Origin of the sequence: Microbulbifer sp. GL-2 (assembly GCF_007183175.1) — a bacterium.
Classification (GTDB): Bacteria; Pseudomonadota; Gammaproteobacteria; order Pseudomonadales; family Cellvibrionaceae; genus Microbulbifer.
In genome coordinates, this window is the sequence record NZ_AP019807.1 from 2,450,384 (window position 1) to 2,477,382 (window position 26,999).

27 protein-coding genes are annotated in these 26,999 nt (G+C 53.9%); 11 read left to right on the forward strand and 16 right to left on the reverse strand.

The features are described 5' to 3' along the window. Positions 1-38 precede the first annotated feature (38 nt). The 3 genes from GL2_RS10655 (at position 39) to GL2_RS10665 (ending at position 2,166) form a co-directional block, all read left to right on the forward strand. Positions 39-689 (forward strand): hypothetical protein, encoded by a 651-nt coding sequence (locus GL2_RS10655; protein ID WP_143730635.1) that lies wholly within the window; start codon positions 39-41, stop codon positions 687-689. Then, positions 682-1,092, forward strand: a complete 411-nt coding sequence (locus GL2_RS10660) for a GFA family protein (RefSeq protein ID WP_143730636.1) — start codon at positions 682-684, stop codon at positions 1,090-1,092. The genes GL2_RS10655 and GL2_RS10660 overlap by 8 nt, the downstream gene beginning before the upstream one ends. A 108-nt stretch (positions 1,093-1,200) precedes the next feature. Continuing rightward, positions 1,201-2,166, forward strand: a complete 966-nt coding sequence (locus GL2_RS10665; protein WP_143730637.1) for a zinc transporter ZntB — start codon at positions 1,201-1,203, stop codon at positions 2,164-2,166. Positions 2,167-2,206: 40 nt separating this feature from the next. Here the strand turns inward: GL2_RS10665 and GL2_RS10670 are convergent, their stop codons facing one another. From GL2_RS10670 to dksA, 11 genes are all read right to left on the reverse strand, one after another. After that, a complete protein-coding gene (locus GL2_RS10670) occupies positions 2,207-3,244 on the reverse strand; it encodes an endonuclease/exonuclease/phosphatase family protein (protein WP_143730638.1) in 1,038 nt (345 codons plus the stop codon). Positions 3,245-3,520: 276 nt separating this feature from the next. Further along, positions 3,521-4,312 carry an acyl-CoA thioesterase II gene (locus GL2_RS10675; RefSeq protein ID WP_143730639.1) on the reverse strand — a complete coding sequence of 264 codons (792 nt, stop codon included), beginning with the start codon at positions 4,310-4,312 and terminating at the stop codon, positions 3,521-3,523. 83 nt (positions 4,313-4,395) lie between these two features. After that, entirely contained in the window at positions 4,396-5,208 is an 813-nt protein-coding gene (gene panB, locus GL2_RS10680; RefSeq protein WP_143730640.1) for a 3-methyl-2-oxobutanoate hydroxymethyltransferase, read from the reverse strand. Positions 5,209-5,213: 5 nt separating this feature from the next. Beyond that, a complete protein-coding gene (locus GL2_RS10685) occupies positions 5,214-5,900 on the reverse strand; it encodes a deoxynucleoside kinase (RefSeq protein WP_143730641.1) in 687 nt (228 codons plus the stop codon). Between the two features lie 109 nt (positions 5,901-6,009). Further along, entirely contained in the window at positions 6,010-6,486 is a 477-nt protein-coding gene (gene folK, locus GL2_RS10690) for a 2-amino-4-hydroxy-6-hydroxymethyldihydropteridine diphosphokinase (RefSeq protein WP_143730642.1), read from the reverse strand. Further along, a complete protein-coding gene (pcnB, locus tag GL2_RS10695; protein ID WP_232053818.1) occupies positions 6,486-7,865 on the reverse strand; it encodes a polynucleotide adenylyltransferase PcnB in 1,380 nt (459 codons plus the stop codon). The genes folK and pcnB overlap by 1 nt, the downstream gene beginning before the upstream one ends. An 869-nt stretch (positions 7,866-8,734) precedes the next feature. Continuing rightward, positions 8,735-10,126 (reverse strand): sigma-54 dependent transcriptional regulator, encoded by a 1,392-nt coding sequence (locus GL2_RS10700; RefSeq protein WP_143730644.1) that lies wholly within the window; start codon positions 10,124-10,126, stop codon positions 8,735-8,737. A 127-nt stretch (positions 10,127-10,253) separates the two neighbouring features. Continuing rightward, entirely contained in the window at positions 10,254-13,214 is a 2,961-nt protein-coding gene (locus tag GL2_RS10705) for an ATP-binding protein (RefSeq protein WP_143730645.1), read from the reverse strand. After that, a complete protein-coding gene (locus GL2_RS21485) occupies positions 13,204-13,380 on the reverse strand; it encodes a hypothetical protein (RefSeq protein ID WP_169337099.1) in 177 nt (58 codons plus the stop codon). Before GL2_RS21485 ends, GL2_RS10705 begins: the two co-directional genes overlap by 11 nt. Before the next feature lie 158 nt (positions 13,381-13,538). Further along, positions 13,539-14,411 (reverse strand): tRNA glutamyl-Q(34) synthetase GluQRS, encoded by an 873-nt coding sequence (gene gluQRS / locus GL2_RS10710; protein ID WP_197736552.1) that lies wholly within the window; start codon positions 14,409-14,411, stop codon positions 13,539-13,541. A gap of 80 nt (positions 14,412-14,491) precedes the next feature. After that, positions 14,492-14,929, reverse strand: a complete 438-nt coding sequence (gene dksA, locus GL2_RS10715) for an RNA polymerase-binding protein DksA (RefSeq protein WP_143730647.1) — start codon at positions 14,927-14,929, stop codon at positions 14,492-14,494. 255 nt (positions 14,930-15,184) lie between these two features. On the opposite strand from dksA, the gene sfsA reads away from it, so the two are divergent. Beyond that, positions 15,185-15,883, forward strand: a complete 699-nt coding sequence (gene sfsA, locus GL2_RS10720) for a DNA/RNA nuclease SfsA (protein ID WP_143730648.1) — start codon at positions 15,185-15,187, stop codon at positions 15,881-15,883. Positions 15,884-15,932: 49 nt separating this feature from the next. Here the strand turns inward: sfsA and GL2_RS10725 are convergent, their stop codons facing one another. From GL2_RS10725 to GL2_RS10740, 4 genes are all read right to left on the reverse strand, one after another. Further along, positions 15,933-16,277: a Rieske (2Fe-2S) protein gene (locus tag GL2_RS10725; protein ID WP_143730649.1), complete on the reverse strand. Its 345-nt coding sequence runs from the start codon at positions 16,275-16,277 to the stop codon at positions 15,933-15,935. A 28-nt stretch (positions 16,278-16,305) separates the two neighbouring features. Continuing rightward, positions 16,306-17,379 (reverse strand): S1C family serine protease, encoded by a 1,074-nt coding sequence (locus tag GL2_RS10730; protein ID WP_232053819.1) that lies wholly within the window; start codon positions 17,377-17,379, stop codon positions 16,306-16,308. A gap of 171 nt (positions 17,380-17,550) precedes the next feature. Then, positions 17,551-18,435 carry a protease HtpX gene (htpX, locus tag GL2_RS10735; RefSeq protein WP_143730651.1) on the reverse strand — a complete coding sequence of 295 codons (885 nt, stop codon included), beginning with the start codon at positions 18,433-18,435 and terminating at the stop codon, positions 17,551-17,553. A gap of 153 nt (positions 18,436-18,588) precedes the next feature. Next, on the reverse strand, positions 18,589-18,873 hold the full coding sequence (locus GL2_RS10740) for a TfoX/Sxy family protein (protein ID WP_143730652.1): 285 nt from the start codon (positions 18,871-18,873) through the stop codon (positions 18,589-18,591). A 247-nt stretch (positions 18,874-19,120) separates the two neighbouring features. Between GL2_RS10740 and GL2_RS10745 the strand changes: the two genes are divergently transcribed. The 3 genes from GL2_RS10745 (at position 19,121) to GL2_RS10755 (ending at position 21,304) form a co-directional block, all read left to right on the forward strand. Continuing rightward, on the forward strand, positions 19,121-19,837 hold the full coding sequence (locus GL2_RS10745; protein WP_232053820.1) for a M15 family metallopeptidase: 717 nt from the start codon (positions 19,121-19,123) through the stop codon (positions 19,835-19,837). A 126-nt stretch (positions 19,838-19,963) separates the two neighbouring features. Then, positions 19,964-20,788: a serine O-acetyltransferase gene (cysE, locus tag GL2_RS10750; RefSeq protein ID WP_143730653.1), complete on the forward strand. Its 825-nt coding sequence runs from the start codon at positions 19,964-19,966 to the stop codon at positions 20,786-20,788. A 15-nt stretch (positions 20,789-20,803) separates the two neighbouring features. After that, positions 20,804-21,304, forward strand: coding sequence for a hypothetical protein (locus tag GL2_RS10755; protein WP_143730654.1), 501 nt, complete (start codon positions 20,804-20,806; stop codon positions 21,302-21,304). A gap of 114 nt (positions 21,305-21,418) precedes the next feature. Here the strand turns inward: GL2_RS10755 and ppa are convergent, their stop codons facing one another. Further along, positions 21,419-21,955, reverse strand: a complete 537-nt coding sequence (gene ppa, locus GL2_RS10760) for an inorganic diphosphatase (protein WP_143730655.1) — start codon at positions 21,953-21,955, stop codon at positions 21,419-21,421. Positions 21,956-22,118: 163 nt separating this feature from the next. On the opposite strand from ppa, the gene GL2_RS10765 reads away from it, so the two are divergent. From GL2_RS10765 to GL2_RS10780, 4 genes are all read left to right on the forward strand, one after another. After that, entirely contained in the window at positions 22,119-23,492 is a 1,374-nt protein-coding gene (locus GL2_RS10765) for a glutamine synthetase family protein (protein ID WP_143730656.1), read from the forward strand. 137 nt (positions 23,493-23,629) lie between these two features. Next, positions 23,630-25,018, forward strand: a complete 1,389-nt coding sequence (locus tag GL2_RS10770) for an aldehyde dehydrogenase family protein (protein WP_143730657.1) — start codon at positions 23,630-23,632, stop codon at positions 25,016-25,018. Between the two features lie 24 nt (positions 25,019-25,042). Next, positions 25,043-25,504: a hypothetical protein gene (locus tag GL2_RS10775; RefSeq protein ID WP_143730658.1), complete on the forward strand. Its 462-nt coding sequence runs from the start codon at positions 25,043-25,045 to the stop codon at positions 25,502-25,504. A 294-nt stretch (positions 25,505-25,798) separates the two neighbouring features. Continuing rightward, complete coding sequence (locus tag GL2_RS10780) at positions 25,799-26,983, forward strand: iron-containing alcohol dehydrogenase (RefSeq protein WP_143730659.1); 1,185 nt, start codon at positions 25,799-25,801, stop codon at positions 26,981-26,983. Positions 26,984-26,999: the final 16 nt, after the last annotated feature.

Below are 26,999 nucleotides of genomic sequence, written 5' to 3' on the forward strand. Positions count from 1 at the left end.
ATTTTTCGGTTAGAATTTAAAGAAAAAAGGGGAAAACCTTGGTTAATTTCTGGCTTCTCGATCTTCTACTGGGGCTGGCCTGTCTGTTAATTGCCAATCAATACTGGTACCTCACTCGTGCACGCTTCCAATCTGCAGCCTTGATTATTGTCGCTGCACTTTTGTGCATGGCCCTCGCAGCGTTAGTTGGTGCTTACCGCTACGGTATGGATCCCGGAACTACTGAATTGCACCGGGCGCTCACAAGGCTGTCCGGCTTTGCCTCTTTCCTGCTAATCGGCATAGGTCTACTGTGGTCCCGACTGGGATTGACATGGGGAGCAGATAATCGAACGCCGGCCTATGTGGTGATGGTGCTGGTCCTGGCCAGCGCAATAGCCTTGAGCGAGAGCGGTATGCTGGTGTCACGGGCGGTGGTTGACCTCTATTCGGCCCTCGGTTTGCTGCTCTGGTTATTGGTGGCTGTGCTGGAGTTAATAATGCCGGGCCGGCTCACACGCAAACAGGCGCTGTTGCTCGGTGGTGGTGCACTACTAGTGGTAGTAAATGGGCTATTAATTGGCACAGGCTCTTCGCGATTGTTAGGCATGGCGCGTACCAATTGGTTCCACCTTCTATTGGCTGTCTCAGTATTCTCCCTGTTATACGCACGTCCATTGTTTACCTTGGAAAAGTCTACTGATGGATAAAATAACCACCAAACTGCGCGGAGGTTGTCACTGTGGCGCTGTACGTTTTAATGCACTGTACAATAGAAGCAGTGATGAGCCTCTGGTAGCTCATGCCTGTAATTGCTCCATGTGTGAAAAGCTTGGTTACCTGCACCTGATTGTGCCTGCAGAAAATTTTGAACTTGTGGCCGGGAAAGAGGCATTGAGCTGTTACACCTTTAATACCGGTGTAGCCGAGCATTATTTTTGTCGTCATTGCGGTGTGAAATCCTTTTATATTCCGCGTTCAAACCCAGATGGTTATAGCCTCAATGCACGCTGTCTGGATAAGCGCCCGCAGGGGCTAGAGGTAAAGTCCTTTGATGGGCAAAACTGGGAACAGTATGCTGCGGAGCTGGCGCATCTAAGCCATTCGGGATAAGCCGGCGCGCCCCAGCTTTTTATAGTACCGCAATGGGGCGCGCCTAATTTAAGGTTGTTTGGAACCTCCTTCGGATCGGGGAGGCACTGCTAATGGAAACCAATATCCATGGAAACCGGGCACCTTCTTGCAACCTTGCTTGACAGGAATGGCTCAGGCCGGGAAATGACTTGGTCTGAAGTGGAGTCCTGGCATCCCCGCCAGGGGTTGATGTGGCTTCACTTCGATGGTGTAGATGAAGAATCCTCGCGCTGGATACGCGATAGTGGATTGCCACCTGTGGCCGCCGAGGCGTTACTGGCAAAAGAAATCAGGCCTCGCACCCTGCCTGTGGGGGATGGATTATTCCTGGCAATGTGTGGAATGGATCCGAAGCATAAATCACGGTCGGAACATCGGGTCTCTATTCGTGTATGGGTTGAAGAAAACCGGGTGATCAGCACCGGCAAGAGGCGCTTGCTGGCGGAGGAGGATTTAATTTCTCGCTTGCACAGTGGCTGTGGACCACGGGGGGCTGCAGCGCTGGTGGTATCTCTTGCGGACCTGTTGGTGTTGCGTATGAGTGACCGGGTTGAGGATTTTGAAGAAAAAGTAGATGACCTGGAGGACCAGTTATTGGACAGGTCGGCGAAAGGACTGGGAACGACTCTGGTACAGTTTCGTAAGAAAACCATCGCACTGCGTCGTTATCTGTGTCTGCAGAGAGAGGTTTTATCGCGTATGCAACAGGAGTCAGCGCCCTGGTTCGATGAGAGTAGCCACTCCCTGCTAGCGGATATCAATGAGCGCTTACAGCGGCACATTGACGATATCGATGCAGTGCGTGAGCGCGCGGCTATCGCCCAGGAGGAGTTGCTAAATCGTAACTCGGACCAGCTCAACAGTCGCATGTATCTATTATCAATGGTTGCAGCTGTTTTTCTGCCCCTGAGTTTTTTAACCGGACTATTTGGAATTAACGTCGGCGGAATTCCATGGGCTCAGGCTCGGGAGGGCTTTCTTGCTTTCTGTATTCTTTCGGTGATTGCACTTACTGTTCAGATTGCATTTTTTTACTGGAAAAAATGGCTGTAAAGCTTCTTCCGCACCCCGGGGGAAGAAGCTTTTATTATGTCTAGTTTTTAACCCAGGAAAAATTTGCAAATACTGGATCGTGATCGCTCAGCCCCGAGTACTCAGGGGAGCCGATATAGTAGTTGGTGACTTCCAGTGTGTAGCTGGGGTTATTGTTGATAACCACCACGTGATCGGTATCGTTTTGGAGTTCGTCGGCACAGGATTCCAGACTGGTATCGGCGCCCGCAAGCATATATTGACAGGCGTGTTTGCCACCGGTTTTCTCGAAAAAGTCCTTCCAGGCCAGGTAATTGACTCCTCGCCAGCCATCATCGTCCTCATCGAATGCCATATTGAAATCGCCCGCTAAAATGACGGTGGCATTATTTGAATGTGCAACGATCATATCGGCGATTTGGTCGAGTTGCTCAGCTTTGGCACTCAAGTCTTCATCTTGATGGCCGGCATCCATGTGGGTGTTATATATATGCACATGATAATTTTCAGTTATCTCGACTTTTGCCACAGTAAATCCTTTCTCGGTATCACAATCGTTGCCCGCGCACCTATTAAAGTTTTCCTCCTCATAAGTGGTAAAGGAATAGTCGTTGTCATTACGGTTGTCCCTGTCAAAAGGAAATTTTGAAAAGGTTAGCAAACCGTTGCCAAAGGTAGTGCCAGTACCTTTCCAGTGTTTGGAACGATAGGGGACTGTGTCATTACTGAGCTTATCGTCGTCATCCAGATAGTTGGCCTTAGTTTTATTCCACACCTCCTGCATCAGCCAAAGATCTGTTGGATTACTATCGAAAGAGCTAATAATCTGCTTAAAATCAGATTTACTGTTGCCCCCGATACATTTCAGGAATCCATCCATGTTGTACACCATCATGTCGAAATTTCCTGAGTTGGTATCGGCAAAGCTGGTATCGCCGTATTCGTAACCATCCAGGTCTTTTGTGCCAGTGTCATCGACATCGCCAATAAATTCGAACCAATTGCATGAGGTGATGGCATCCCAAACATCTTCAAAGTCTGCTGCGTAAACCGGGTGGCTGATTAGCAGGATCAGGGACATAAATATTCTGTTTATCATTATTTTTCTCCAAATTCGGTATCTTTGCTTGTAGGGGGGGGGGAGTACAAAAGTTTGGTTTGATGCTTTGTAGCCCCGGCGATGATGGATAGCGTAGATTACAAATTGGAGTAAAAAAGATTTTCTTTATTTTATTTTTTGTATTGAATGTCGTTCAAATACGTTTTTTAAAAAGATAATGAAAATGGCGAAAGACTTGATGTTTATGTACTGAGCATCTGTGGTGGGGGGAGTCAGCGAGCGCCATCCGTGGAGCACTGTAGTCAACTATTTTGATTAGCCGAATATGGTAACCATTTGCCGGGATAGGGAAACAAGCTTGCCGTCGGTGTCCCATAGACGGGCCTGGATCACTGCATAACCGTCCTCCGCCTGCTCGACTTCTGCAAGGTACTGCCACCAATCATCGGCCCTCTGTTTGGGCAGTGGTTCCATAAACTCTACTGTCCAGGTTAGTGAGCTGGCAGGTGCTGGTGTTTTTAGCATCGGTAGAGTGGCAGGTGGCCAGGCATCGATTAGCGCCAGTAGATGGCCTATGCCAGCGATGCCATCGCTGCCGTCCTTAAAGCGCACCCAGCCGCCCAATTGCTTTTCTTCTGTGCCGCTGAAAGGCAATTGACCACGGGCGATGCGGTATTCAAATTTCTGTGTAAACTCGGGAACTATACCCTCGATATAGGGCAGGGCTGTGCATTCCTCCGGCGGGGCATATTCCGGTGCTATGGGTCCATTGACCAGTATGCTGGATTCCCTTCCTCGGCCGAAGCTGGCGAGGCCCGCCAGGGTGATTACGTCACCCTGGCGCAGGTGTCCTTGTACCTGGGTGACGGAGCGCCCGGCACGCAAAATCTCTGCAGAGCTTTGCACAACATCGGTATCTACCGGGGCCACAAATGACAGGGTCAAAGAACGCAGACTGCTATCCTGTGCAACTTCTGCTGACATATTTTCGTGCAGCATAGCCGCTACAAGGCCGCCAAAGGTGGCGCGCCCCTGAGTCCAACCTGCAGGTACAGTATCGGCGCCTTGGTTTGTACGCCACTCAAGTAGAAGTTGGTCGAAATTCATAATGTTACCGCTGGGAGGGCTGCATTCATTGGGACCGACAGGGAGATTGCCGGGCACCGTTTAGCGCCCGGTTAAATGGAATATTAACTGAAAGAGTGTGAGTCGTCGGGGAATATGCCGAGTTTAACGTCTTCGGCGTATTTGCGCAGTGCACCGGGAATATCTTCAGCTTCCACCAGAAAATTCTTGGAAAACTTGGGCGGTTGTTCGGTAAGGCCCAGGATGTCATTGATCACCAGTACCTGTGCATCGGTGTCGCGCCCGGCGCCGATGCCGATGGTGGGCATGGAAACTGTCTCGGTAATACGGTTTGCCAGTGCGGAGGGGACACACTCGAGCACCAGAAGATCGGCACCGGCCTGATCCAGAAGGATGGCGTCTTCCAGCATCTGTTCAGCGTGTTGCTCATCGCGCCCCTGGACCCGGTAGCCACCGAGCTTGTGCACCGACTGAGGGGTGAGACCCAGGTGGGAACAAACCGGTATGCCACGATCGGTGAGCATTTTCACAGTTTCGGCGAGCCAGGCACCACCTTCAATTTTTACCATGTGGGCACCGGCCTGCATGATACGGGTGGCATTGGCGAGTGCTTGCTCCGGGGTGGCATAGGTCATAAACGGCATATCCCCCATGATCAGGGACTTCTTGTTGCCGCGTGCAACCGCCTCCACATGGTAAATCATCTGCTCCATGGTGACCGGCACTGTGCTGTCATAGCCGAGTACGGTCATACCCAGGGAGTCGCCTACCAGTACTGTCTCCACTCCAGTCTTCTGAGCCATGGCAGCCATGGGTGCATCGTAAAGGGCAACGGTAATAAATTTCTCGCCGTTGGCTTTCATCTTGCGCAAGGTCTGAACGTTAACGAGCTTTTCTAATTCAGAAGGTGCATACATAACGATTAACTTCCCGGGTTGTAGTAGTGCCGGCCTTTGGTAACTGTGAGCATGTACTCGACCAGCTGACGGTAATCCTTAGGGCTATCGACAATATCGATTTCCTCACTGTTGACAATCAGCAGTGGCGAACTGTCGTAGAAGTGGAAAAACTGGGTGTAGGCGTCATTGAGTGTCTCAAGGTATTCATTGCTGATGGCACGCTCTGCGGGAATTCCGCGGTTGCGGATACGTGCCTGTAATACCTCCATCGGCGCTTGCAGGTAGATCACCAGATCCGGTTTGGGAGCCTCCAGGGTGAGGTGCTGGAAGACTTGTTGGTAAAGTGCCAGTTCATCTTTATCCAGGGTTACCTGGGCAAAGAGCTGATCTTTTTCAATCAGGAAATCTGCCACCCGCACCGGCTCGAACAGGTCATCCTGGCGCAGGGCCTGGATTTGCTGGGAGCGCTGCAACAGGAAGTGCAGCTGGGTTGGCAGTGCAGCATTGTGTGGGTCGCGGTAAAAACGCTCAAGGAAGGGGTTTTCCTCGGGCTGTTCCAGCAGGGTGTCGTAATTGAAGGTAGTGGCCAGTTTCTTGGCCAGTGTGGTTTTACCTACGCCGATATTGCCTTCCACGGCAATAAACTTCGGCAGCGTCCTGTCCGACAGGCCGAATTCACACGGATTGGTTTCGCTGTTGTCGATAACCACGTGTTCGACTCCTCTTGTTGGGGCGTCTTCCCTGATGGGCTGCAGGCGCCAAAGTACTATTAAGCAGGGCGTCCAGTCGAGTACTTTTATTGTGCTATTTGGAGTCTGATCAGATTTTATCCAGGCGATTATGGGGGCAGTTTTGCAGTAGTTGGTGCAATGACTCGCCTGAAGGCAGTAGCAACTGGGGCTCCAGCTCTGCCAATGGTAACAGCACGAAGTTGCGCTCCGCCATGCGTGGGTGGGGTACTTGCAGGCGGACTTCTTCTATTTGCCTCTCATCGAACAGTAGTATGTCCAGGTCGAGGGTTCGCGCTCCCCAGCGCACCGAACGTTCTCGACCATGGGTAGCCTCAATGGACTGTAAGCGGTCGAGTAAATCAATGGGTGACAGTGCGGTTTCCAGTTCGGCCACTGCATTGACATAGTCCGGCTGTTCGCCAGGGCCTATTGGGGCGCTGCGATAAAAGCTGGAGCAGCGCAGCAGGCAGCTGTCGGGAATTTTGCCCATGGCCTCCAGGGCACTGCGCAGCTGCTTTTGCGGCTCAGCCAGGTTGCTGCCGAGCCCGATAAAAACCCTTGCCATTATTCGGCGGCCTTGGGCCTGCGCCGACGCCCGCCACGAGAGTTTCGGCCGCGGCGACTGCCTCCGCCACTGCGTTGCAGCTTGCTCACCATTTGTTGGCGCTGCTCTTCATCGGCCTGTTGAAAGTCCGTCCACCATTTACCCAGGCCTGCTTCAATCTCACCACTTTCTTCACGCAGTAATAAAAAGTCGTAGGCCGCGCGGAATCTAGGGTGTTCCATCTGCCGTTGGGCGCGACTGCCGCCACGCTGAGGCAAGCGGTGTTGCAGATCCCAGATTTCGCGCATGGGAATAGAGAAACGCTTGGGAATGGCAGTATGGGCCAGCTGGTTGCTGGTAATTTTTTGGGAGGCCTGGGCCAGGGCTGGCGCTGCCGGAGTGCCCTTGTCTTCCAGCTTCTTCTGTTCTTCATTTACCGCTGGCCACATCAGGGCTGCATAGAGGAAAGCCGGTGTAACGCGCATATCTGCCTGGATACGCCGGTCGGTATTGCGCAGTGCGCGGCGGGTCAGTTCCAGGGCTTCGGGGCTCTTGTCTATTTGGATAGCATTGTCTGGAAACAGGTGCTGCCACAAGTGATAGCGGTGCAGCAGCTCAAAAGTGCGTTCACCATGGCCACCCATCAGTAGCTTGAGTATCTCGTCGAATAAACGAGCTGGGGCGATATTGCGCAGCAGGGGAGCCAGTTCTTGGAGTGGCACCTCAGTTTTGCTTTCAATGGAGAAGTCCAGTTTGGCGGCAAAACGTACTGCACGCAGCATGCGTACCGGATCTTCTTTATAGCGAATGCTGGGTTCGCCAATCATGCGGATCAGGCGCTTTTCGATATCCTCGACACCACCGGTGTAGTCGTGGATGGCAAAACCGCTGGTGGTGTAGTAGAGCGCGTTGACAGTAAAGTCACGGCGCATGGCATCGCTCTCGAGGTCGCCATAGACATTGTCACGCAGCAGCATGCCGTGCTCGGACTGCCTTGCTTCATGCTCTTCCCCGTCGCTGTGATGCCCCCGGAATGTGGTTACCTCGATAACCTCGCGACCGATGCGCGCATGCAGAATACGGAAGCGCCGCCCCACAATACGCGCGCCGCGAAATAATTCCTTGGCCTGTTCGGGAGTGGCGTCGGTGGCGACATCAAAGTCCTTGGGGTGGCCACCCAGCATCAGGTCACGCACTCCGCCGCCGACAATATAGGCTTGATGTCCGGCTTCTTGCAGACGCTTCATTACGGTCAGGGCCGCGCGGCTGATCTCTCGGCGGGAGATATTGTGATCGTTGCGGGCGATAACCCTGGGACCTTTGTTGGCCGGCTTGCGCCAGCGTTTAATACTACTAATCAAATTGTTGAGCATACGGCTGTCTGTTTTGACTGCTGCCATTCGTAAATGACCGGAAAAGCCCTGCTGGTGCTCAGGCCACACTTCCGGTGGCGGCAGGCTCGGTACCCGCGCGTTTCTGCCCCTGCTGACCAGGGGGTTCTCTGCGGCACTGCTGGGGCCTCATATACCTGGGCGGGCCCAGGGCGCGAAGTCCGTAACCAGGGGTGCCATTGGCATCTGTTGTCGGTGAACCGGATTCGCGGGCGCGATTCTAACACACGCAAAGGAATGCGCCCGCAATCTGCGGGTGCCGGGAAGTTTGGGGAAAAGATTATGGGAATTATTATTACCAGTATGAAGGCAGCGGCTTCCTTGCGCTATCAATTTGCTATCAAGCAAACACCCTCTCCCAGGTACAATTCAGTCAGTTTGCAACGCGCTTGTTGTTATTTTTATTCTTTCTTTGGGTTTATTGTTATTGTTTATTGTTGTTCTTGCGGTTTTGGCCTCTCATTGCTTTTCTTGTCGGCCTCCCCATTATTTTTATTATGTTTCGCCCACTTATTTTGAGTAGTTATAGGGCTTTTAACGGTCATTTATTTTTATTGTTGGCCGTTTTCAATTTTTGTACTAGAGATAAAGCATTTAGTATGCCAACTTTTAAAAATCCTTATAAAACAATGGTTTATAATCTTTACGAAATTTGACGGAACTTTTTCCAGGCCTATTACGTTACGTAAGGTGCGGCATTTGTTACTTGCAGGACGTTATGGGTAACACTTCTCTTGTTACCCCGCTTGTTACCTTGTGGCGACAAGGGAAAACAGGGGTGTGGGGGTGCACTGGTAGGGCAAAGTTGTTCCAGAGATGCGCGGCGCTGGTTGGGGATGTTGCGGGTGGGAAGGGGCGAAAGCCCCCATTGTTACAGATCAGGCTTCGGCAACCGCACTGCGGCGGGCCTTCTTGCGCGGGATGCCTAACTTCTGGCGCCGCTCCCACAGGCACTTGCGGCTGACCCCCAGCTTTTTGGCCAGCTCAGTTTCACTCATGGTGTCCTGGTGTTCGATCACAAAACGGGCGAAGTAGTCCTCCAGGGACAAGTCCTCACGGGGGTCTGTATGCAGGCTCCTGGGGCGTGGTAGATCGTTAGTCTCTTCCACCGGAACCAGGTCTAAATCAATATCCAAAGTCTTGTGGTCAATTTCCCGGCTGTCCCGGTCGGTGAGGATTACTGCGCGCTGGATGGCGTTTTCCAGCTCGCGCACGTTACCAGGCCAAGTGTAAGTGGTAACGGCCTGGACCGCCTCTGGGGAGAGGCGCAGTAACGGGCGCTCAATTTTGGTGCAGAATCGTTCCAGCAGGTGTTCAGCTAGTGCAAGCACGTCGCGGCCGCGTTCGCGCAGCGGAGCCAGTGTCATTTGCACCACATTAATGCGGTAGTAGAGGTCTTCACGGAACTTGCGCTCCGCCGCCAGCTGGCGCAGATTGCGGTGGGTGGCTGTTACCAGGCGCACATTCACCTTGCGCGATTCAATCGAGCCGATCGGACGCACTTCCCCTTCCTGGATTACACGCAGCAGACGCGCCTGGGCTTCAAGAGGCAGCTCGCCGATTTCATCGAGGAACAGGGTGCCGCCATCGGCAGCCGCCACCAAGCCCTCGCGTGCGCTCTGCGCACCGGTAAAGGCGCCTTTCTCGTAGCCGAATAGTTCCGATTCGATCAGGGTTTCGGGGATTGCGGCACAGTTGACCGATATCAGTGGCTTGCCAGCTCTGCGGCTCTCCTCGTGGATGGCGCGCGCCACCAGCTCTTTACCGGTACCTGTCTCGCCGTGTACCAGCACCGTGGCATCGGTAGGTGCCACTTTGTGGATGCGCCCATAAAGCTCCCGCATCACCTGGCTGCTACCGATCATACCGGCGATGGTACCAGTGTTACCTTTTTCCTTGGGGGCCTGGGCGCGGCTCTGTTCGGCCTTGCCGATAACCCTGCGCACAGTGGCAATCATTTCATCGTGATCAAAGGGTTTGGCGATATAGTCCGCCGCGCCCATGCGCATGGAGTCGACCGCAGACCTGAGGCTGGCGTAGCTGGTCATGATCAGCACCGGCACTTCGCCGGCGTGCTTGAGCAGGTCCGTGCCGGGAGCACCGGGCAGGCGCAAGTCGGAGATCACCAGATCCACTTCACTGACACGGTATTTACTCAGGGCTTCGCGTACTGAGCCCGCCTCACTGACCTTGTAGCGGTGCCGCTCCAGCAGTTTGCGCAGCGCCGTTCGAATAATGGCTTCATCTTCGACGATCAGGATGTGGCTCATGTGTTACGCCTGGTTACAAAATGCTCAATAAGCGCCTAGTTTTACCTGCGCGCCGTTTCTATGCAACTCAAAAACCGTGAATTGGTCAATTTTTGAGTGAAAATTGATCGATTTGATCGCTCGTATCTCAACTCGCCAGTGGTAGCTGGACAATAAACTTGGCGCCACGCCCGGTCTCCCGATTAGCAGGGCTTACCAGTTCCAGCTGTCCTCCATGTTCTTCAACAATGCTGTACACCATTGCCAGGCCCAGACCGGTGCCTTCACCGGGCTCCTTGGTAGTGAAGAAGGGCTCGAGTATACGATCTCGGTGCTTGGCCGAGATTCCGGGGCCGTCGTCGGTGACAGAGACGCATGCGCTGCCGTTGACGACATAGCCCTCGATTAGAATCTGGCCTCCATCGGGACTGGCATCGCGGGCATTGCTGAGTAGGTTGATAAAAACCTGGATCAGGCGCTGGTTGTCCCCTGGGGCGATCAGGTTTTCGGGCACTGTATTATCGAAGCGTACTTCGGTCTTATCCCGCTGCAGGGACAGCAGGTGCACTGCCTCCTGCACACAGGCATAGAGGTCCACCGGCGCCCGTTCACTTTCCTGGCTGCCGCTGTGTGAGAAGTTAACCAGCGAATGTACGATGCGACTGATACGTTGCGTCTGGCTGAGAATCTGGTCAGCGGTTTCCAGTACCTCCGGGTTTTCACAGTCAAACTGGAGGTTTTGCGCCAGACAGGCGATGCCTGTCACCGGGTTTCCGACTTCGTGGGCGACTCCAGCTGCGAGGCGCCCCACCGAGGCCAAGCGCTCACTGTGAATCAGTTCCTGCTCCAGCACCTGGGTCTCGGTAATGTCTTCGAGTAGCAACATATGGCCGTCGCCGCGCTCATCCTGGACATGATCGCTGCGGCTGCGCTTCTGGCGGGTCTTATGCAGGTTGAGCCAGTGGCTGTTGCCGTCCAGGCTCACCTGCTGCTTGAAGCGACTGGCATCGGTGGATTCGGCAAACTCTGCCAGCAGGCCGCGCCAGGGCTCGGCCAGGTACTCCAGTTTGGAACCGATTACTTCGCTGGCAGCGATGCCGGTAAGGTCCTGCATAGCGTAGTTCCACAGCAGTATCTCGCCGTCGCGGCCCAAGGAGCAGGCGGCCATGGGCAGTTCCTCCAGCATCTGGCGATGATAGAGGCGCAGATTGTTCAGTTCCCCAGCGAGGCCCGTGAGCTGGTGCTTGTAGCGCCCCAGGCGTGTTTCGATCAGATGAATATCCTTGTTGGCCGGTTGATCGCTGTTCTGGAAAGGAAAGTGACGGTCGATAATCTGGCCGGCAAGGACCCTTCCGAGTAATCCGGAAAGGTTGGCCTCCAGCTTGTTGCGCAGTTGGCGAAGGGCGTAAGGGCGGCGCTCGTCATCCGGTAGGTTGAGCTGGTTGAGAGCGCGCCTGACTTCTTTGTTTGCTGTGGCAGCACCGAGGCTCTCAGCCAGGCGCAAGCGGAAGTCCGCGGCTGATTCCACATCAAGACCGAGTCGCAAGGCCTGGGCAATAGTGTCGTCACTGCACAGGTCGGCGGCGTACTGCTCAAGGCCGCTGGTGCGAGTAAACAGGGACAGGGCCACAAACAGCAGTATGTTGATGCCAAGGGATAGGGTGGTGACCTGGGTCCAGATCGGCATCCCCAGGGGAATTTGTATGGAGGTTCCGGGCAGGGTGATACCGGTCAGGTCAAAAATTGACGGCAGCATCAAGCCGCAGCCCCAGATCAGCATGCCGCCCAGCAGTCCACCGATAAAGCCGCGCCGGTTGCCGCGCGGCCAGTGGATCACTGCAAAGATACCCGGCAGGAATTGCAGTGAGCCAATAAATGCCAACAAGGCCAGGTCCGACAGGGACAGCCGGTTGTTCAATAACAGGTAGAAAGCAAAGCCGGCGATAAACAGTGCCGCGATCAAGGCGCGACGCAACCACACCAGCTGGCGATACATATTGTCTTCGGAGTGCCAGCGGGTGCCTGGTAGCAGCCAGTGGTTCATCACCATGGTGGATAGCGCGAGGGTGATCATGATCAGTGCACCGGTGGCTGCAGAGAGGCCTCCGATAAAGGCGAGGGTGGTAAGCAGGGCTGAACCACTGGCGCGTGGTACCGCCAGGGAGAAGTACTGTACCGGCTCAGCCACATCCAGGGCAAAGCCCGCCCACATAATCGGAAAGATCGGCAGCGCCATCAGTAACAGGAACAGCGGGAAGCCCCAGCTGGCTGTACGCAATGCCTGGCCAGTGGGACGCTCGGCGATACTCAGGTAAAAAATATGCGGCATGGCCACGGCGGTGGCGATAAACACCAGCAGCAAGGTGTGTGAGGAGCCCTGTTCAATGGGGGTGTAGAGCAGCTGCTGCATATCGTTGTTTTCCAGCAGCCACTGGTCGAGGCCGGAGAAACCCCCGAATACGCCGTAAACGGCATAGCCACCTACAGCAGTGAGTGCGACAAGCTTCACCAGGGACTCCAGTGCCATGGCACTAGCCAGGCCCTCGCCGCGCTCGCGGGTTGCACCGTACATGCTGGTAAAGACGGCCAGTAGTACGCAGTAGAAAAAGGCGATCAGGTTTTTGCTGGAGACACCACTGTCCGGCAGGCCGAGCGCGGCGACGCTATCCCTCGACAATAGTGCGAGGGTTTCGGATACCGCCTGAATTTGCAGGGCTACTAGTGGTAATAGTGCCAGTAACATGAACAGAGTGGCGAGAGTTCCTACCAGGCGGCTGTGGTAACGGAACACCAACAGGTCTGCAGGTGAGTACAGCTGATAGCGTTGGGCCAGCCGTGCCAGGGGTTCAAGTGCCACCGGGGCAAACAGGAACATGGCGCCGGTGCCCAGGTAGTAGGCCAATACGCCGTAGCCGTATTGCCAGGCCAGGTCGACGATGCCGTAGAAGGTCCAGGCGGACAGGGAGACTCCCAGGGACAGTACATATACCAGTGGGTGGCGAACCCAGCGAGAGGGCAGCCAGCCCTTGGAGGTGGCGAAAGCAACAAAGAACAGGGTAGCAATATAGGCGACGCCGATCAGGGCGATATGGGCTATGTCAAAGCTCATTTGACTTGCGCCTCCACTGGATAAAAATCGCCAGTAAGATCAAGACAAACCAGAGAATAAAAGGCCGATACCAGGCGCCAACGGGGTTGATCATCCAGGTGAAAATGGTGGGGGAAAATACATAACCCACCAGTACGAGCAGAATTAACAGGGTACGGTTGCTCATAGATCGTCTTGAAAACCCGCTTGGGGAAAAGGTGTTATTGAATTGCCAGACTCACCAGGGATTCAGTGACACGTCCACTGCTGAGCCTCTGCCGTGATAGGGGCGCACTGCCCGGGGGCGGGCGCCGCTGGCGGAAAAATGTTAATTGTCCCCGAAGCTCAGTGCAATTGCCGGTCGTGATTATCGATCTGGTGGCGCTGCCAGCGGGCCGTTGCCCAATTGAGGATATGTTCTGTGCTCCCCTGCTCCAGTGCCTGTGATACATGGAAGCCGAGAAAACCCAGTGCAGTGCACAGGTTAACTGCCGCCTTGTTGTCATCGATAGCCGGTGCGTGGTTTTGTTTGCTGAGCTTCTGACGTCCCCCCGGTCCCATCACGAGAGGCAGATGCCCGAAAGTTGGTAACTTGGCACCAAGTATGTGAAACAGACGAATTTGTGCGCCAGTAGTGTCGAGAAGGTCTGCACCGCGTACTACCTGGGTAATCCCCTGGGCAATATCATCCACGACAACTGCCAGTTGATAGGCGTGGAGGCCGTCGCGGCGCTTGAGAATAGTGTCTTCACGTATCGGCTGGCACTGTTTCCCTCGCCATATATCTATGAATGCTTCTTCGCCACCTGCGCATTGCAGGCGCAGGGCGCAGGCGCCACTGTCAGCGATTTTTACCCGGCATTTCAAATTGTCATGCCCACCATTTTCGCGGATCTGGCTGCGGGAACAGTAACAAGGGTACAGGAGCTCCTTTTTACGCAGTTGCTCCAGGGTCTCTTCATAGAGTGCATGGCGCTTACTCTGCCAGACAACAGGGCCGTGCCAGTGCAAGCCATGGGCTTCCAGGGAATTCAGGATACGGGTGGCCGCACCCGGTTCCTCGCGTGGCGGATCGAGATCCTCCATACGCAGCAGCCATTGGCCACCGTGGGATTGGGCGTCGAGATAGCTGCCGAGTGCACACACCAGCGAGCCGAAATGCAGGGGACCGCTCGGGGAGGGAGCGAATCGACCGATATAGGGATTACTACTTTTCAAAATGACAGGGGGCGGTCCCGTCGACCGCCCCATCTCTCCGGGTGATCACGCAGGACCACCTGGTTGCTATTGGTAAGGGATTAACCGGAAATCTGCCTTTCCTTGATCTCAGCCAGGGTCTTGCAGTCCACACACAGGGTTGCGGTGGGACGTGCTTCCAGGCGTCGGATACCAATATTAACCCCGCAAGCTTCACAGAAACCGTAGTCATCCTGGTCAATCAGCTCCAGGGTGGCATCGATTTTCTTGATCAGTTTGCGCTCGCGATCGCGGGTGCGAAGCTCAAGGCTGAACTCCTCTTCCTGGCTGGCGCGATCCGCGGGGTCGGGAAAGTTTGCGGCCTCGTCTTTCATATGGGAAACGGTGCGGTCCACTTCCGCCATCAGTTCGGCCTTCCAGGCTAACAGCAAGTTGCGGAAATGCTCCTGCTGCTTCTCATTCATGTACTCTTCGCCCTTAGTCTCCTTGTAGGGCTCAAAGCCGTGCAGAGAATCGGTGCTCGCAGCAGTTTTGGGCATAGTCGTTGCCTCTCTTTCTTTACGGACCCCCGATAATGGGGGCGATACCACCAAATTCAATCTAGCCTAGACCGGAATCTTTTTGCTTGATGCTTTTTTCACCTGTCAAAAAGCTTTCGGTGGCAGGCTAATCCTTATTACGGTTGCCGATACCCCAGGCGACCGAGAGCGAGGAAGCTATCAAATCTGCGCGATTCGCGCCACAAATAGTTGTCTGCTATTTTGTGGCGCCAAAACGTACAAGAGTGCCAGCCTGTGAAGTTTACCCCCCATTTTCAAAAGGCAACCCTGTTGCGTCGTTACAAGCGTTTTCTCGCCGATGTGGAGTCAGCAGAGGGTGAAGTTTTTACCATTCACTGCCCCAATACCGGCTCCATGAAAAACTGCTGGGTTGAAGGTGGCGCCTGTTGGTATTCGGATTCCGGCAACCCCAAGCGCAAGTATCGTCATACCCTGGAGATCACCACCACACCGGATGGCGCTCTCGCCGGGGTAAATACCGGCCGTGCCAATGCTCTGGTGGAAGAGGCAATTCGCACGGGGGTGGTCAGTGAACTCCAGGGATACGACTCCCTGCGCAGGGAAGTGCGCTACGGCGATGAAAACAGTCGCATAGATTTACTCTTGTCCGGTGAGCAGGGTGACTGTTATGTCGAGGTCAAGAACGTCACTCTGGCAGATGCAGAGCGGGGTTATTTTCCCGATGCGGTAAGTGCCCGTGGCGCCAAACATTTACGGGAGTTACAGAAATTGGCTGAGGGCGGTGTGCGCGCGGTTCTCCTTTACTGTGTCCAGCACACCGGCATTGAAAGTGTGCAAGTGGCGCGAGAGATAGACCCTGTTTATGCCGAAGCTCTCGACAAAGCTGTGTCTGCAGGTGTGGAGGTGCTCGCTTACAAGGCGCGCCTGGGCGCTGCAGAAATTGTCCTTGTGCAGTCATTGTCGTTTCAGTGAAAGTATTGGGGACATACGCGCCGGGTGAGATTGCCCGACGGGTAAAACCTTATCCCGGCAACAGGGCGTAGAGGCCGTCCTGAGCGTATTCCACGGGTACAGGCGTCAACGCATCTCCGGTGCAGGGGCCGGCAATACACTCGCCGGATTCAATCAGGAACAGGGCACCGTGGGAAGCGCACTGGATCAGCGCGCCGTCGGGATCGAGAAACTGGTCTTCCTGCCAGTCGAGATTGATGCCGCGATGGGGACAGGTATTCTTGTAGGCGTAGACTTCACCGCCTTTCATCACGGCAAATACATTATCGGTTCCGGCGGCTGTGTCGCCGAGGGAAAAGCCCTTCGATTGCCCTTCGGTTAACTCATCGTAACGGCACAGGAAGTATTTCTGCATAAAGTCGGCTCTGGAATCTTTTATTGGTCTATTGCGGCGCCGCGAGTGTAATCGAGGTGTAGCGTATTGTCCCGTCGCGCAGGATACCCAGAGTAATTTCGTCTCCGACCTGATGTTTTTCCAGGGCGTTAAGCAGATCGTCGTAGCTGCGAATGGGTTGCTGCTCCACTTCGACAATCACATCTCCCAATTGCCAGCCCCCCTGGCGTGTGCGGTAGATCCCTTGCAGCCCAGCTTTTTCTGCGGGTAGGCCCGGCGCTGTACGCAATACCGCCACACCTTCAAAGCCGTAGCGGCTGCCCCACTGGTCCGGAGCGGATTCAATGCCGAGTATTGGGCGCACCAGGCGGCCATGGGCAATTAGCTCTGGCACTATTTTCTTGACGGTATCTACGGGAATGGCGAAGCCAATGCCCACACTGGCGCCACTTGGGCTGTAAATTGCGGTGTTGACACCGATCAGACGGCCGAGGGAATCCAGCAGCGGGCCACCTGAATTGCCCGGATTAATAGCGGCATCTGTCTGGATCACATTGCGGATAGTACGGTTGTTGGCCGTTTCAATTTCACGCCCCAAGGCGCTCACCACACCGGTAGTTAGGGTGGTATCCAGGCCGAAGGGGTTACCGATAGCGAGCACTTTGCGGCCCACGGCGAGTTTGCTGGAGGTGCCCACTACCAGGGGTTTCAATCGCTCTTTGGACGCTTCTATTTTCAGTACAGCTAAATCCTTTTCCGGCGCCGAGCCCACCAGTTTGGCTGGCCACTCACTGCGATCCTGTAACGTGATGGTAACTTTGCGTGCGCCTTCGACCACGTGGAAGTTGGTTACCACATGGCCCTGTTCATCCCAGATAAAACCGCTACCGGCACCTTTGGGCACTGCGTGCAGCTGCAGGGTCCTGCGATCGCGGACCAGGGTTTCATTGGTGACGTAGACCACAGACGGGCTGGCGAAATTAAACACCTGCATGGTGTTGCGCTCGTCGTCGGTCGCGAAGTCCTGTACCTGTGCAAATAGGGGGGAGGAAAAGCAGAGGAGCAATAAGGAGAAAATGATCGGCAGAGTCTTTTTCGCTGTCATGGATAACAATCTTTGCATTGTCACTTTGCCGGCAAGTTTACCTCGCCCGCAGCAGTGGCGAAAAGGTAGCGGCGTTATTACAAACCTGTATCTGCAATTGGTATTTTATTCACAGCCTTTTTTCACCAGGCTCTTTTTCCGTCCTGTGGATAATTGTACAGGCGGTGATGTTACCTCGTGGCTGGGGCGCTACCTGCGGAAACTCTGTAGTACCTGGATGCGATCATCCAGCGGTGGGTGAGTGGCCAGCAGCGCGCCCATATTGCCGAAGATTCCAAAGGCTTTCATGTTACCGGGCAGCGGCTCTTCATGGCCCCGCTCTGACTCCACCTTGAGCCTCTGCAGGGCGGCGATCATGGAGTTGGGGCCGGCCAGCGTCGCGCCGGCGTGATCTGCCCGGTACTCCCTGCGGCGGCTGAACCAGGCGACGATAATCATGGCAAAGAACCCGAATACGATGTCCATTACGATAGAAGTGATGAAGTAACCGATCCCCAGCCCCTGCTCGTTGCGCAGTATCACCCGGTCAACAAAGAAACCTACCAGGCGCGCGAAGAACATCACAAAGGTGTTCACCACTCCCTGGATCAGAGCCAGGGTCACCATGTCTCCATTGGCCACATGACCTATCTCGTGTCCGATGACCGCGCGCGCCTCCTCACGACTGAAGCGCTGCAAAAGCCCGGCACTGACGGAGACCAGGGCGTTGTTTCGATTCCAACCGGTGGCAAAAGCGTTGGCCTGGGGCATGGGAAAGATACCCACATCCGGCATACCGATCTTGGCTTTGCGTGAAAGCTCCCGCACCGTCTCCACCAGCCACTGTTCATCAGCGCTGCGGGGCTCGGTGATAATCTGGGTACGGGTACTAATCCGCGCGATCGTCTTGGAGAGCAGCAGAGAGATAAACGAGCCGCCGAAGCCGAATAGGGCGCAGAGCAATAGCAGGGCGCCCAGGTTCAGGTCTACACCGTTGGCCTGGAGGATGCCTCCTATACCGAACAGGTTGAAAATAATGCCAACCAGAACCAGAACCGCTAAGTTGGTCAGCAGGAATAGCCCAATGCGCAACATCGGCTCTCTCCATCTAATAGCCCTTTGTTAAGTCTAGTTAGGGTGGGGCATTTTGTGTGACAGCTGTGCGGTGAGCAGCACCAGGCCGTACCCTCGGTTTACTTTGTGGTAAACCCGGGGCTGCAAAATTGAGGGTAATAGGGGGTACTTGGTCTAGTCGGAACTCTGGGTGGCCAGCAGGCGATCAGCCTCACTGGCCAGCCGTTGCTTGAGATCCGGGTCCAGATCGTTCCAATGTACGTCCAGCAGCGCACCTTGCAGGGCGTAGAGCATGACTCTGGAGGCGTTGATACCGCGGTTGCGGATGCTGATAAATGCCTCCACCGGGCCTATGCGGCGTAGATCTTCATGGGAGCGGATACCGATAGAGTGCAGGATATTGACGGAGGCCAGGCCCAGGTTTTTCAGCTTCAGTAATTCTGATTGACTCGGGTGCATTCAGTTTTCCCTACAAAGTTTAACGTCCAGTTAATACGATCACTCCTTCGATCGCGGGGCTGAACTTAGCATAAATTAACTGTTGGCCAGTAATCATTACCACCGGTGCCAAGGAGACAGCGTCTTTTGCTTTATCCAGTAATTCCTGTCCGACCTGCTTATTCCGTATCGCTCTTTGATAGAGTAGGTACCTTGGGTTTGTTCACTTTAGCCCGCATTACAAAAATCGCCTGCTTATGGGAGTCAAATGTTATCTGTACCGCTTCAACGTATGCTTTTTGGGCTCACCGATGAGCATGTCATCCTCGACCCCACCTCGGGCCAATTGCTGCACCCAGAGGCGCTGGTGGCTTTTCAGCGCCTTAGGCGCGATGCGTGCGATGCCGGCTTTGACCCCAGGATAGTTTCAGGCTTCCGTAGCTTTGAGCGCCAACGTACTATCTGGAATGGTAAGGCGCAGGGACTCAGACCAGTGCTCGACAGCGAGGGCACAGCATTGGAAGTCTCTCAACTGCCTCCAAAGGATCTGGTTATGGCCATACTGCGCTGGTCGGCACTGCCGGGCGCTTCCCGTCATCACTGGGGCACCGACTTTGATATGGTCGATGCGGCAGCCATGCCTGAGAACTACGAGGTGCAACTGACCCCCCAGGAAGTAGCGGATAACGGTATCTTTGGTCCATTCCACCTTTGGCTGGATGAACGTATCGCCGCCGGCCACAGCTACGGGCTGTTCCGCCCCTTCGCCACCGATCAGGGCGGTGTGGCCCCGGAGCGCTGGCATTTAAGTTATGCACCGCGTGCGCGTGAGTTACAGGGTCTGTTGACTGTTGAGCGACTGCAGGAACAGCTGCGCCGCGGCGATCTGGCCCTGTGCGACACTGTGTGTGAGCGGTTAGATGAAATCTATACGCGCTTTGTGTGGGTCCCGGATCACTGCTATCCAGAAATTATGCCGCTTTAAAGAGAAGCTGGTGCCTCCTTGTGACCCTTTACCTTACCCTCTGGGCGGCGCTTGAAAGGTCCTGCTATTACTGCCAAGCTTCGCGGGCTTCCGGCCCTTGGCATATACAATTGGAAGTTAGGAAAAGTGGAAAAGAGAGGCGAGGAAATCATTATCGACAGCCAGATCGAGCCCCGTGATGTCTGGAAATCCATGCGTGCTGAAGCCGCCACAGCAGCCAGTGGCGAGCCGATCCTGGCGAGCTACTTCCATAATACTATCCTGCGGCATAAATCACTGGAGCACGCTGTTGCTGACCAGCTGGCTGCAGTGCTTGATCACAACGCCTTGACGGCTACCTCTCTACAGGAAGTGATCGCCTCAGCCCTGAAGAGTGATCCGTCTATTTCCCGCAGTATGCATGCCGATATTTGCGCCTGGTATGATCGGGACCCGGCCTGTGACAAATACCTGACCCCATTCCTCTACTTCAAAGGCTTTCACGCCCTGCAGTCGCACCGTATAGCGCACTGGCTATGGAATCAGGGGCGCTTTACCCTGGCCCTGTACTTCCAGAGCCGAGTTTCGGAGCAGTTCTGCGTGGATATTCATCCGGCGGCTAAGTTTGGCGGCGGCATTATGATTGATCACGCTACTGGTCTGGTGGTGGGGGAGACCTGTGTAGTGGGGGATAATGTATCTATCCTGCACTCCGTTACCTTGGGGGGCAGTGGTCGCGGTTCCGGTGATCGCCACCCAAAAATTGGCCATGGGGTAATGATTGGTGCCGGTGCCAAAGTATTGGGGCCTGTGCGGGTAGGGGATGACGTTAAGATTGCCGCTGGAAGCCTGGTCCTGCAAGATGTACCCGATCACACGACTGTCGCCGGTGTGCCAGCACGCCAGGTCGGTGGACGCATTGAGGGAGCCCCCGCCTTTACCATGGATCAGACCCTGGACCCGGACGAATAACAAAGGGATTGAGTGATGTCAGAACCCACCTACAGCCTGATTTTCCGTGGTGACCTGATTGCAGGGTTTACCGCTGGCGATGTGAAGGCCAACCTGGCGCGCCTGTTTAAAAGCAGTCCACAAGCCGTTGAAAAACTGTTTAGTGGACGACCATTGATTTTGCGTAAAGGACTCGGTCGCGCTCAGGCGGAGCAGTTTCAGGCCACTTTGGCCAAGATCGGTGCCCAGGCGACAGTGAAGGATGAGAGTGGTGCTGTGGTCGCAAAGTCCAAGCCTGCCCCAAAATCACAAGCGTCAGAGCCGCAGGAAAAGGCCCAGCCCGAGGCTCCCGATTGGACCTTAGCTCCGATGGAAGGCCACTTGCTAAAGGATTATGAACGCAAGCAGGCATCTGCGGTACAGGTGTCTACCGACCATATCAGCCTGCGCGCGGCGGAGGGCCTTTTACTCGATAAAAATGAGCGGGTTGAACCGGAGGCTGCGGTGGTCAATATTCCTCAGTGGGATGTGGATTAAATTGATCAATATCCTCTGAGAATAATTCAGGCACAAAAAAACCGGCATAAAGCCGGTTTTTTTGTGCCTGACGGTCCGACAATCCAATGGATTGTCGAGCCAAAAGAAAGGGGCTTAGCCCTCTTCTTTCAGGTAGCGCTCGCGGGAGGACAGCACTTCTTTGCGCGCTTCTTCAGCGTCGGCCCAGCCTTCCACTTTCACCCACTTGCCAGCTTCGAGCGCTTTGTAGTTTTCGAAGTAATGTTCAATCTGCTTGAGCAGCAGCTCGGGCAGGTCGCTGATTTCCTGAACGTGATCGTACAGCTTGGTCAGCTTGGTGTGGGGTACCGCCAGCAGCTTGGCGTCAACACCGGATTCGTCGGTCATTTTCAGCACGCCGATTACGCGGGAGCGAATTACAGCGCCCACCATTACCGGGTAGGGTGCAACAACCAGTACGTCCAGGGGGTCACCGTCTTCAGACAGTGTCTGGGGTACATAGCCATAGTTAGCCGGGTAGAACATCGGAGTGGCAACGAAGCGATCCACAAATACGGAGTCAGAGTCCTTGTCCACCTCGTACTTAATGGGATCGGAGTTGGCAGGGATCTCGATGATTACGTTGATATCGCTTGGCAGGTCTTTACCTGCGGGGATCTTGTCGAAGCTCATTGCTGGTCCTGAACTGGGTGAAACGAAAAATTTGGAGCGCGGATTATATATGCTGTTTGGCACGGCTGAAAGTCGCTCTCTTAGGGGCGTTATCGGACGTCAGGGATTGGCTGGCGAGTCTATCCTGTAACTCATTGATAACAACAACGAGGCAGGGACGGTCATGATCAAAGCTCGGGAGGTGAGAACCGTTCAGGAGGCCCGTGCGATTGTCGAAGGGCGTGGCCTCAGTCATGTAAAAGTGGGCCTATTCGATATCGATGGGGTTATGCGCGGCAAGTACATGAGCCGCGAAAAATTTTTCTCCTCCCTGGAAAAGGGCTTTTCCTTTTGTGATGTCGTGCTGGGCTGGGACGTTAAAGACCAGCTCTATGACAATGTACGCTTTACTGGTTGGCATACCGGTTACCCGGATGCTCCGGTGCGAATCCTTCCAGACAGCTGCCGGGATATCCCCTTTGAAGACAATATGCTGCTGTTCATGGCCGAGTTTGATGATCGAGCTCAGTCGGTTTGTCCCCGCGCAGTCCTGCGCAGGGTGGTGGAGCGCTGCAGAGCTATGGAGTTTGAACCCTTTGCCGCCCTTGAATATGAGTACTTCCTTTTTGATGAAACCCCCAATTCCGTGCGCGAAAAGGGTTTCCGCAACCTGAAACCCTTCACCCCGGACTGGTTTGGTTATTCGATGCTGCGTAACTCGGTGCACTCTGAACTGTACCGGGAGATCCTGGGTATGGGCGAGTGTATGGATTTCCCTCTGGAGGGCCTGCACACAGAAACTGGTCCTGGAGTCCTCGAAGCGGCAATTGCGGTGGATGGTGCCGAGGCCGCAGGAGATAAGGCTGCATTGTTTAAGACATTTATGAAAGTACTGGCGCAGCGGATGGGATTGATGGCGACTTTTATGTCGCGCTGGTCCAGTGATTATCCGGGGCAGAGCGGCCATATCCACCTGTCATTACGCAATGTAAATAATGGCGAGGCGGCATTTTTTGAAGGAAACCAGCCCCAGGGAATCAGTGAAACCATGCGTCAGTTTATTGCGGGGCAGCAGCGTCTGATGCCGGAATTCCTGGCGATGTTAGCGCCCACTATAAACAGTTACCGACGCCTGGTTCCCGGTTTCTGGGCGCCTACTGGTGCCAACTGGGGGGTGGAGAACCGTACCACCGCATTGAGGGCTATTCCTGGCAGCAGTAAATCCCAGCGGGTGGAGTACCGCCTGGGTGCTGCGGATGCCAATCCCTATCTGGCCCTGGCTGCGGCATTGGGTTCCGGACTTTACGGCGTGATGCAGCAGTGGCAGCCCAGTGAGCCAATTGAGGGTAATGCCTATGCCTTGGCACCGGAACCCCAGCTGACTCTGCCCGCCACCCTGTGGGATTCAGCTCAATGCCTGAGAGCTTCTGCGGCTGCCAAAGAGTTGTTTGGAAGTGAATTTGTCGAGCACTTTGCCGCCAGCCGCGAGTGGGAGGAACGAGAATACCGGCGTCATGTAAGTGATTGGGAGCTGGACAGATACTTCGAGATTATCTGAACCAGGAGGTGCACTTCGGTTTTATTCTGTAATTGACGATGCTCACGCCCAATTAATTGCCGACGAGAAGGGCGGTACAGGAGTTTTTTTCATTGGCTGGAGGCTAATGTGGAGCGGCTAAAAGGGAATTATTAAATATGCACCACTTGCGATGTATTTCCCCTATAGATAACAGTATTTACCTGGAGCGGCCCCTGGCCGGAGAAGCGGAAATTCGTGTGGCTCTAGACAGGGCCAGCGCCACTCAGCGAGCCTGGCGATTAACCCCGCTTTCTGAGCGTATTGAAATTGTGCGCAGAGCAGTTGAATTTTTTATGGATCGCAAGAATCGTCTTGCAGAGGAGATCTGCTGGATGATGGGGCGTCCCATTCGCTATGCACCGGGGGAAATTGATGGCTTCGCCGAGCGTGCCTCAATGATGGCAAATATTGCTGAACAGGCCCTTGCAGATATCCAGCTGTCTTCCAAACCAGGGTTCTCTCGTTTTATTCGTCGTGAACCTCTGGGGATTTCCCTGGTGATTGCCCCCTGGAACTACCCCTATTTAACGGCTGTAAATGCCGTGGTGCCGTCATTATTAGCGGGCAATGCGGTGATTTTAAAGCACTCTGCGCAGACCCCTCTCTGTGCAGAACGTATGGTTGAAGCATTCAGGGAGGCGGGATTGCCCTATGGGGTATTCCAATATCTGCATCTGAACCATGCCTATACCCAGAGACTGGCATGCGCCGAAGAGATTCAGCATATCGCCTTTACTGGATCAGTGGATGCCGGGGCAAAACTGGAGCGTACCGTGGCGGGGCGCTTTATTCAGGTGGGTCTGGAACTGGGTGGCAAGGACCCGGCCTATGTGCGCGAAGATGCAGACTTACAGCAAGCAGTGGAGGCAGTAGTCGATGGCGCATTTTTCAATTCTGGGCAGTCCTGCTGTGCCATTGAGCGAGTTTATGTTCAAGAAAAAATATTCGATGAATTTGTAGAGCGCGCGGTTGCCTTGCTTGGCAAATACCAGCTTGGACGCCCGGATAACCCAGACACCACACTGGGGCCGCTGGTGCGTGCCGAATCTGCTGATCGGGTACGCGCCCAAATTGATGAAGCCGTTGCCGAGGGTGCCAAAGCCCACTTGAGCGCCCGTGATTTTCCCCTGGATAACCGCGGCACCCAATATATGGCGCCGCAATTACTTACTGGTGTGCGCCACAAAATGCGTCTGATGCGGGAGGAATCTTTTGGTCCGGTATTGGGGGTGCAAAAAGTGCATGATGATGGTGAAGCCCTAGAATTTATGAATAACAGTCACTTTGGTCTAACCGCGGCAATTTTTTCACAAGATGAAGAGGCCGCAATGGCCATTGGCGATCATTTGCAGGCCGGCACAATATTCCTTAATCGATGTGATTACCTGGACCCGGAATTGGCTTGGACTGGTGTAAAACAATCCGGTAGGGGTTGTACTTTATCCAGGGTTGGATTTGAGCAATTAACTAGGCCCAAGTCCTTCCACTTGAAAATTGGGGGCTAGAGGGTCAGAAAAGAGGACGTTGTTGTGCGGCTGATTATGTGTTTTGTTGCTGGATTGCTTTTAATCACCCCCCCGATATCAATGGCGGAATCTTATCTTTATAAAAATATTATTTTGGAGATGCCCGATGGTTGGTCAATATATCAAGACACATACAGTGATGTCGGAATCCAATTTCGACAGAAAGATACGGATAACCTGATAGCCTTTATTCTTAGAGCGGAATTGCTTATAGATGGAACTGATCCCGGTGCATTGTTAAAAAACCATCCAGTAGAACACCCGGTTTCTTCAGTACAGATAGGCAACTACTCTGGCTACTTTGTCACTTTTATGTCCAAAGGAAAGTGCATGGCAAACTGGTTTCTGGGGGATGGACGGGATCTGCTGGTTGCACATTTTAAAGGAGACTGTAGCTCAGTAGATTACACTGCGGTGATCAGTGTCATTGAATCTATTGAAAATAGAGCTCATGCAATTAATTAGTGGCCCACAAGTCGTATAGGGAGAGTTTATAAAATGAAGGCGCTAATATTACTTTCTGACTTGTTGCTGTCGAGATATTCTCAGCTTACTCCATACTACCTCCTGAAGCTAAGAAGTGTGATGAAGTTTGGTTTTTGGAGAGTTTCGGAGAAGCCTTTCATATTTGATAAACAGTTAGTTGTGAGGTTAAGGACCTTGAGTCTGTTTTCAATTTGATTTATTCAGTCAAGGAAGTGCAGAAGTGAGAAACTGGTCCAGCGAACGCGAGTTAATAGTAAGAGGAGAGGGGCTATTGTGGACAAATACCAGGTAAACTGGAATTTCCCTACCAATATTTGGGTCGGACCTGGCCGGACAGCAGATCTTGCCAAAGCCTGTTGCGAACTGAATATTCAACGCCCACTATTGGTGACTGATCCAGGCCTTGCCGGCATGTCGCTTATTGATCGCGCTTATGCTCCCTGTAGAGAAAATGGTTTAGAGCTGGAAGTTTTCTCCTCAATCAAGGGGAATCCCAATGGTGAGAATATTAACCAAGGCGTCCAGCTGTTACGGGATAAAAATTGCGATGGAGTCATTGCCTTTGGTGGTGGTTCTGCTATTGATGCAGGCAAAGCTATTGCATTGATGGCAGGGCAGAGTCGGCCCATTTGGGACTTTGAAGATATTGGCGATAATTATAAGCGTGTTGACCCCAATGGCATGGTTCCGGTGATTGCAGTACCCACCACGGCTGGAACCGGTTCAGAAGTCGGGCGGGTGGCAGTGATCACTGATGAAAATGCAAAAATCAAGCGATTGATTTTTCATCCCAATATCTTGCCGGATATTGTGATTCTGGATGCCGAGCTGACAATCGGATTGCCACCAGCAGTAACTGCAGCGACAGGGATGGACGCGCTTTCCCATAACCTGGAATCCTATTATTCACTGATGTACCACCCCATGGCAGAGGGGATCGCCCTGCAAGGCATGCGGCTGATCAAGACGTATCTTCCGCGGGCTTACATGATTGGTACCGAGTTGAAGGCGCGTCAGCAGATGCTGGTTGCTTCTTGTATGGGTGCAACTGCCTTCCAACGTGGCCTGGGAGCCATTCATGCTCTCGCCCACCCTCTTGGTGGCCTTTACGATAAACATCACGGCTTACTCAATGCCATACTGATGCCCTATGTCCTTGTAGCGAACAGGCCAGCCATAGAGGTTCCCATGGGACAATTGGCGCTCTCTTTGCAATTGACCGGGAAAGACATGTTTGAGAGTGGCTTTGATGCAGTGCTTAACTGGGTTATTGGCCTGCGTAAGCAGCTGGGCATTCCTCATACTTTGCAAGAAATTGGTATTGGTAGCGATGATGCCGATAAGATTGGTCGTATGGCTGCAGAAGATCCGTCTGCAGCCAGTAACCCAATGTCTTTTAACGCAGTGGAATATCGCGATATTTTCCTGCGTGCCTGCCAGGGCACTGTCACACTGTAAGAGTTTCACCCTATAA